The organism is Sphingomonas soli NBRC 100801, assembly GCF_001591025.1.
Taxonomy (GTDB): Bacteria; Pseudomonadota; Alphaproteobacteria; order Sphingomonadales; family Sphingomonadaceae; genus Sphingomonas; species Sphingomonas soli.
On the sequence record NZ_BCTZ01000006.1, the window covers coordinates 41,562 to 49,292 of the forward strand.

Annotated in this window: 7 protein-coding genes; all 7 read right to left on the reverse strand. The window is 65.2% G+C overall.

All coding sequences use genetic code 11. The features are described 5' to 3' along the window. Positions 1 to 3 precede the first annotated feature (3 nt). From SSO01S_RS05625 to murD, 7 genes are read right to left on the reverse strand one after another with little or no spacing between them, the layout of a single operon-like run. Entirely contained in the window at positions 4 to 909 is a 906-nt protein-coding gene (locus tag SSO01S_RS05625) for a cell division protein FtsQ/DivIB (RefSeq protein ID WP_066796499.1), read from the reverse strand. Continuing rightward, a complete protein-coding gene (locus SSO01S_RS05630; RefSeq protein ID WP_066796502.1) occupies positions 906 to 1,856 on the reverse strand; it encodes a D-alanine--D-alanine ligase in 951 nt (316 codons plus the stop codon). The genes SSO01S_RS05625 and SSO01S_RS05630 overlap by 4 nt, the downstream gene beginning before the upstream one ends. Beyond that, positions 1,823 to 2,722, reverse strand: a complete 900-nt coding sequence (gene murB, locus SSO01S_RS05635) for a UDP-N-acetylmuramate dehydrogenase (RefSeq protein WP_066796505.1) — start codon at positions 2,720 to 2,722, stop codon at positions 1,823 to 1,825. Before murB ends, SSO01S_RS05630 begins: the two co-directional genes overlap by 34 nt. After that, positions 2,719 to 4,125, reverse strand: coding sequence for a UDP-N-acetylmuramate--L-alanine ligase (gene murC / locus SSO01S_RS05640; protein ID WP_066796507.1), 1,407 nt, complete (start codon positions 4,123 to 4,125; stop codon positions 2,719 to 2,721). The genes murB and murC overlap by 4 nt, the downstream gene beginning before the upstream one ends. Positions 4,126 to 4,138: 13 nt before the next feature. After that, positions 4,139 to 5,293 (reverse strand): undecaprenyldiphospho-muramoylpentapeptide beta-N-acetylglucosaminyltransferase, encoded by a 1,155-nt coding sequence (murG, locus tag SSO01S_RS05645; protein ID WP_066796509.1) that lies wholly within the window; start codon positions 5,291 to 5,293, stop codon positions 4,139 to 4,141. Beyond that, positions 5,290 to 6,510 carry an FtsW/RodA/SpoVE family cell cycle protein gene (locus SSO01S_RS05650; protein WP_066796511.1) on the reverse strand — a complete coding sequence of 407 codons (1,221 nt, stop codon included), beginning with the start codon at positions 6,508 to 6,510 and terminating at the stop codon, positions 5,290 to 5,292. Before SSO01S_RS05650 ends, murG begins: the two co-directional genes overlap by 4 nt. Next, positions 6,507 to 7,640 carry a UDP-N-acetylmuramoyl-L-alanine--D-glutamate ligase gene (gene murD, locus SSO01S_RS05655; RefSeq protein WP_066796513.1) on the reverse strand — a complete coding sequence of 378 codons (1,134 nt, stop codon included), beginning with the start codon at positions 7,638 to 7,640 and terminating at the stop codon, positions 6,507 to 6,509. The genes SSO01S_RS05650 and murD overlap by 4 nt, the downstream gene beginning before the upstream one ends. Between the last annotated feature and the right edge of the window lie 91 nt (positions 7,641 to 7,731).

The following is a 7,731-nucleotide window of genomic DNA, read 5'->3' on the forward strand; positions in this document are numbered from 1 at the left end:
CCCCTATTCCCCTGCTACGCCCGATGCCGCTGCTTGCGGCGCATTAACCGTACCCTGTTTGCGCACTATGAGCTTGCCGGGGTCGCGCATGTCAAATCCGATATGTCCCCTACCCAGCAGCCGCTGCGTACCGTCCAACTCCGCAAACTTTTTGAGCGTGGCAGCCGCTTCTTCCTCGCCCTCGGGCAATTGCAGTCGCTCGCCCGTATCGAAGATGATGTCCCAGCGCCGGTTGCCGATCCAGCTTGCCGCCCGGACCAGCGGCTTTAGCGCAGGTGCGCTGTCGAGCAGCGCGCGGCGCGCGGGCTCCTGGGAGTTCGCGTCTTCACCGATGATCAGCGGCAGATCCGGCATCGCCTCGCGCTTGACCGGCTCGAGCGCCACGCCCTTGGCGTCGATCAGCATGAGCTGGCCATGATTTTGCCAGATCGCGGCGGGCTCGCGCTCGACAATGTCGATCACCAGCTTGTTGGGCAGGCGGCGCGACACGCGCGCATCCTCGATCCACGGATATTTGAGCAGGCGTTCGCGGATCAGTTCCAGATCGACGAGCGGCATCGCGCGCGAAGACTGGTCGAGCGCCGCGTCATATACCGCCATCTTGTTCATGCGCTTGAGGCCCTGCGGCACGACTTCGTCAACGCGCAGGCCCGCCTCACCCACCGTTTCGGCAACCGCAGTTCCAATCGCCGCCGGCACGCCGAAATAATTGGCCACGCCCAGCGTGCCCAAGCCGGCGAGCCCCACTATGGTCCAGGTCGCGATCCGGTTCAGCGTCGTCTGGCTGACAGGCAGCGCGGCGAGTGCCTGATCGAGCAGGCCTGGCTTCTTCTGCTTGCGCGAAGCCTTGCGCGCGCGAGGCTTAGCCCCGCGCCGCGTCGCCGTGCGCTTGGCCGGTGCCCGGCTCATGCGAGCGCCTCGTCGATGATCTTCTGGACGAGCTCGGGATAGCTGATGCCGAGATATTTGGCCTGTTCGGGCACCAGGCTGAGCGGCGTCATGCCCGGCTGCGTGTTCACTTCGAGCAGGAACAGCCCTTCTACGCCCTGTTCGTCGTCCCAGCGGAAATCGGAGCGCGATGCCCCCTTGCAACCGAGCAGCTTGTGCGCCTCCAGCGCGATGCGTTTGCACGCCTCGGTGATCTCATCGGGAATCTGCGCCGGGAAGACATGCTCGGTCAGCCCATCGGTATATTTGCTGTCATAGTCGTAGAAGCCGCTCTTGGGCTTCAACTCGGTGACGCCCAGCGCCTGATCGCCGAGCACCGCCGTGGTAAGCTCCCGCCCGCGGATGAAGGGCTCGGCGAGCAGTTCGTCAAATTCCTGCCAGGGCCCCTTGGCGGCGGCGGCGATGGGATTGCCGTAATTGCCCTCCTGGGTAACAATCGCAACGCCGACCGACGAGCCTTCGTTGACCGGCTTGAGCACATAAGGCCGGGGCAGCGGATCGGCTTCGTAGAGATCGGCGGTGCGCACCATCCGGCCGCCGGGCATGGGAATGCCGTGTGGCACCAGCGCCTGCTTGGTAAGCTGCTTGTCGATCGCGATCACCGAAGTGACGAGACCTGAATGGGTGTATTTCAGCCCCATCAGATCGAGCATGCCCTGCACCGTGCCGTCCTCGCCGGGGGTGCCATGCAGCGCGTTGAACACGACATCGGGCTTCGCGGCGGCCAGCTTCGCGGCGACTTCGCGATCCATATCGATCTTGGTGACACGGTGGCCCAGGCTCTCAAGCGCCTCGCTGATACCGGCGCCGGACATCAGCGAGACCTCGCGCTCGGCCGACCAGCCACCCATCAGCACTGCCACGTGCAACTTGTTCACTTGCTCACCCCAATCCGCTGGATTTCCCATTCCAGCTCCACGCCCGACTGCGCCTTCACCCTTGCGCGGACTTCCTCGCCCAACGCTTCGATATCTTCGGACGAAGCATTGCCCAGATTGAGCAGGAAATTGCAGTGTTTTTCGCTGACCTGCGCATCGCCTCGCCGCAAACCGCGGCAGCCCGCGGCGTCGATCAGTTCCCAAGCCTTCGCGCCCGGCGGATTTTTGAAAGTCGAGCCTCCGGTTCGCGACCTAAGTGGCTGAGAAGCCTCACGCTCAGCCGCGATGCGGTCCATCTCCGCACCGATCAGCGCCTTGTCGCCCCGCAGGCCCTCGAACAGCGCTTCGACCACAATCGCGCCCGCCGGAACCTCCGAATGGCGGTAGGTGTAGCCCAGTTTGGCGGCCGGCCAGACCGTAAGTGTCCCATCGCGAGTCACAATCGTTGCTTCGACCAGAATATTGCTGGCGTCGCGGCCATATGCGCCTGCGTTCATTCGCACTGCGCCGCCGACCGTCCCCGGGATCCCGCGCAGGAACTCCAGTCCCGCAATCCCCGCGTCGCGCGCCGCGCTGGCGACGGTAATTCCCATTGCGGCTCCGCCAGCACGCACGCGGTTGCCGGGCTCAACCGAAACCTTCGCCATCGCCTTGGGCAGACGGATCACCACACCGGGCACGCCGCCGTCGCGCACGATCAGATTGGAACCGACGCCCACCGGCAGGACCGGAATTTCAGGGTCCAGCGCGCTCACGAACGCCGCCAGACCCGGCACGTCATCGGGGCGCACCAGCCACTCCGCCGGTCCGCCGGTGCGAAACCAGATGAAGTCGGCGAGGCTACCATGCTGCTCGACCGTGCCGCGAACCGGCGGAAGGGCGTAGCATGTGGTCAAGCGCGCGCTTCCTCGATGCCCTCGGCCAGCCCTGCCGCCCATTTGGTGATGTCGCCCGCGCCCAGGCACACGACCATGTCGCCCGGCACGACGACGTCAGCGAGCGCATTGGCTAGCTGATCCGCGCTCTCGACACCCTGGACGGCGCGATGCCCGCGCCGCTTGATCCCTTCGACCAGCGCTTCCGAGCTTACGCCCTCCAGCGGCAATTCGCCTGCGGCATAAACCGGAGTGATATAGACCAGGTCGGCGTCGTTGAACGCCTGCGCGAAGTCCTCCATCAGATTGCCAAGCCGGGTGAAGCGATGCGGCTGCATGACCGCGATCACCCGCCCTTCGGCGCTCTCGCGCGCCGCGGCGAGCACCGCGCGGATCTCAACCGGATGGTGGCCGTAATCATCGATGATGGTGACGCCATTGGTCTCACCCACCTTGGTGAAGCGCCGCTTGACGCCGCCGAAACGCGCAAAACCCTTCTGGATGGTCACGTCCGGGATGCCGAGCTCCAGCGCCACGCCGATCGCGGCCAGCGCGTTCTGAACATTGTGGCGGCCGGGCATCGGCAGCTCGATGCCTTCGATTGAGCGCACGCCGCCGTCACGCTGCCGGATGATCGCCTCGAAGCGATTGCCCCCCGCATGGGGCGTGACGTTGACGCCGCGCACGTCCGCCGAGGCAGCAAAGCCATAGGTCACGATCCGCCGGTCGCGCACGCGCGGGATGATCGCCTGTACTTCGGGATGATCGAGGCACAGCAAGGCGGCGCCGTAGAAGGGCACATTCTCAACGAACTCGACATAGGCGTCCTTGGCGTTCTCAAACGAGCCATAATGATCGAGATGTTCGGGATCTATGTTGGTGACGACCGCGATCGTGCCGTCGAGCCGCAGGAAGCTGCCGTCGCTCTCATCGGCTTCGACGACCATCCAGTCGCTGTCACCCAGCCGTGCGTTGGAGCCATATTGATTGATGATGCCGCCGTTGATGACGGTCGGGTCCACCCCACCCGCATCGAGCAGGGCCGCGACCATCGAGGTGGTCGTCGTCTTGCCATGCGTGCCCGCCACCGCAACGGTCGATTTCAACCGCATCAGCTCGGCCAGCATCTCCGCGCGCCGCACCACAGGAATGCGGCGCTCATAAGCCGCTTCCACTTCGGGATTGGTGCGCACAATCGCCGTGGAGGTAACCACCACCGCAGCATCGCCCAGATTCTCGGCATTGTGGCCGATCGTCACCTTGATCCCGCGATCGCGCAGGCCCTGGACAACATAGCCCTCCGCCACGTCCGAACCCTGCACCGAATAGCCGAGATTGTGCATCACTTCCGCGATGCCGGACATGCCGATGCCGCCAATCCCGACGAAATGGATAGTGCCGATGTCCTTCGCGACGCCCTTCATGCGCCAAAATCCTTCATGCGTAAGCGGCCTTTCCGGTATTCATTGCGACGCGGCGGACGCCGATCGACGCGGTCGGCGCGTGAATCGATTCGACCAAATCCGCAAGATCGCGCGCGGCATGCGGGCGGCCGCAGCTTTTGGCGCGGGAGGCGGCATTCTCAAGCCCCTGGGTATCGAGGCCGAGTTTCTGGATTTGCTTCGCCAATTCGGTGGCAGTGAAGGCGCGCTGGGGGATTGCGCGCGCGCCGCCGGCCGCCGTGATCTCGCGCGCATTGGCGGTCTGGTGATCGTCGGTAGCGCTGGGCAAGGGCACGAGGATCGCGGGACGCCCCGCCGCAGTCAGCTCGGCGATCGTCGACGCCCCTGCCCGCGCGATCACGATATGCGCCCAGGCTAGCTGCTCGGGCATGTCGGGCAGATAGGTGGCGATATCCGCCGGAATGTCATGCGCCTTATACTTGGCGCGCACGGCTTCGATATCCTCGACACGCGCCTGATGCGTCACCTGCATGCGGCGGCGGAAGTGGATCGGCAGCAGCGCCAGCCCATCCGGAACGACTTGCGAAAGGATCGAGGCGCCTTGGCTCCCGCCCGTCACCAGCACGCGAAAGATGCCGTCCTCGTCGAGCATCGGATAAGGCCGGTTGCGCAGATTGAGCACCGCCTCGCGCACCGGATTGCCGATCAGATGCGTCTTGGCCGCCCAGCCCGGCTTCATCCGCTCGACATCCTCGTAGGACGTAGCAATCGCATCCACCTTGCCCGCGACGAAGCGGTTGACCCGGCCCAGAACCGCATTCTGCTCGTGGATGATCGTGGGGATCCCGTCGCGGAACGCCGCGAGGATCGACGGCAGAGCGGGATAGCCGCCAAAGCCGATCACCGCCGAGGGGCGCAATTCCTTGTACAGCCGCCGCGCCATCGAACGGCCTGCCATGATCTTCGCACCGGCACGCAGATAACCCAGCGGCCCGCCGCCCATCCGGCCCGCGGGCAGAACATGCGTCTCGATATCCTCGAACAGGCCGGGAAACCGCACACCGCGATCGTCGCTGAGCAGAGCGACGTGATGCCCGCGCGAAATCAGCTCGGCCGCAAGGGCTGCTGCGGGGACCATATGCCCGCCCGTGCCGCCGGCGGCGAGGACGTAGCTGCGGGGATTGCTCATGGTGTGCTCCAGCGTCCCGTATAGGGTGAGCGCTTCAGATACGGATTTCGCCGGGTAAAGGCGAGAAGCAACCCGAAGCCGATAGACAGCGCCACCATCGACGACCCGCCATAGGAAATGAAAGGAAGCGTCATGCCCTTGCTGGGCGCGATGCCGGTGTTGACCGCCATGTTGATCAGCGCCTGCACGCCGAACTGCGCCGCAAGGCCCGCGGCGGCGAGCAGACGGAAGGCGTCTTCCTCGTCCAGCAGCTTCATGAACACGCGGATCACGATGGCGAGATAGAGGATCGCGATCACCGCGCAGGCGATCAGCCCGAATTCCTCGCCGATGACCGAGAAGATATAGTCGGTATGCGCCTCGGGCAGCCGGAACTTGACCGTGCCGCTGCCCGGGCCCGTGCCGGTGAGACCGCCCGCCGTAAGCGTGTTATGCGCCATTTCGACCTGATAACGCTCCGCGAGCGCCGCCTCCTTCGTGGGAAACAGGAAGTGATCGATGCGCGTCCGCGCCGTGCCATAGAATAGATAGGCCGCGACGACGCCGCCGATCGCCGTTCCCCCGAGCACCCCGATCGCCATCGGCGAGATCCCCGCGATCGTCAGCAGGATCAGCCAGACCACGCCGAACACAATCGTCTGCCCAAAATCGGGCTGGAGCATCAGCAAGACCGCGATCAGCGCGACCAGCCCGCCGGTGATCACCATCACCGGCAATTGCGGATCCTTGGCGCGAAACGACAATATCCAGGCGGTCGAGACGATGAACAGCGGCTTGAGGAATTCGGAGGGCTGGAGATCGGAAACGCCCAGATTGATCCAGCGCCGCGCGCCATTCACTTCGGCGCCGATAAACGGCACCAGCATCAGCATCAGGATGCAGATCCCCGCCCCGATCAGCGACAGCCGCCGCGCCAGCGTTACCGGCAGCATCGAAACGGCGATCAGCACCGGTACCGAGACGCAAACCCAGACGAGCTGACGCCAGAAATAATACATGGGCGGCATGATGTGGGTCGCATCGGAATAGCGCCGCGCGGTCGCGGGCGAGGCGGCCGCCACCGCGACCAACCCGATAGTAATGAGCAGGAATGCGAGCACCATCAGCACCCGATCGACTTCCCAGAACCACATGCCCGCGCGGCTCTGGCTGGCGCGACCGAGCTGCTTGCTCATCCGCCCCCGTCCGCTCTCCGCACCTTCGGTCGTCTCGTTCATTGGAGCGCCGCCACAGCATCGCGAAATGCCTGTCCGCGCGCCTCATAATCCTTGAACTGGTCGAACGAGGCGCAGGCGGGCGACAGGAGCACCACTTCGCCGGGCTGCGCGTTCGCGGCAGCCGCCTTCACCGCCGCATCCAGCGTGCCGCTTTGCTCGACCGGCATTTCGGGCGCGAGCAGCCGCGCGAACAGGCTTCCCGCATCGCCGATCGTATAGGCGCGAACGACATGGCCAAAGCCCGGCCGGCAGGCGTCGAGGTCGTCGGTCTTGGCCTTGCCGCCAAGGATCCAGTGAATGCGCGGATAGGCCGAGAGCGCGGGCGCGGTGGAATCGGCGTTGGTCGCCTTGCTATCGTTGACGAACAGCACGCCATTCTTCGTGGCGACCCGCTCCATGCGGTGCGGCAGGCCGGGGAAGGTTTCCAGCCCCTTGTCGATAGCGGCCTTGCCGATGCCAAGCGCATCGCAGGCCGCAATCGCGGCGAGCGCGTTCTGGGCGTTGTGCGGGCCCTGCAAGGCCGGCCAGCGCGACTGATCCATGCACAGGCCGGGCGCGATCTTGGTGAGGTGAGCACCGCGCTTCGAAAGCGTACGCGCAATCGCGGCACTGGGCGCGTCGCCAATCCCGATCACCGCATCGTGATCGCCCGCTTGCATGCCGAACAGCCGCGCCTTGGACGCGGCATAGCCTTCAAAGCCGTCATAGCGATCGAGATGATCGGGGGTGATGTTGAGCAGCACCGCCACGTCGCAATCGAGGCTGTGGGTCAGATCGATCTGGTAGCTCGACAGCTCCAGCACATAGATGCCCCCTGCGGGCAGCGGATCGCGCCCCAGGATCGGCAAGCCGATATTGCCGCCCATCAGGCTCGGCAACCCCGCCGTCTCGCAGATATGGTGGATCAGCGCGGTGGTGGTCGATTTGCCGTTGGTGCCGGTGATACCGACGACCTTGTGCGGCGGCAGATCGGCCCGGGCCTCGGCGAACAGCTCGATATCGCCGATTATCGGGACGTGCGCGGTCGCGGCATGCGCGCGGATCGGATGCGCGTTGAGCGGGACGCCGGGCGAGACGATGATTCCGTCGAAGCCGGTCAGGTCGAGGGTGAGCGGATCGGCTACCTCCAATCCCCTCTCTCCGCTTGCGGGGAGAGGGTGGCCGAGCACAGCGAGGTCGGGAGAGGGGGCCGTTAAATCGGGAGCCCCCTCTCCCCGACCC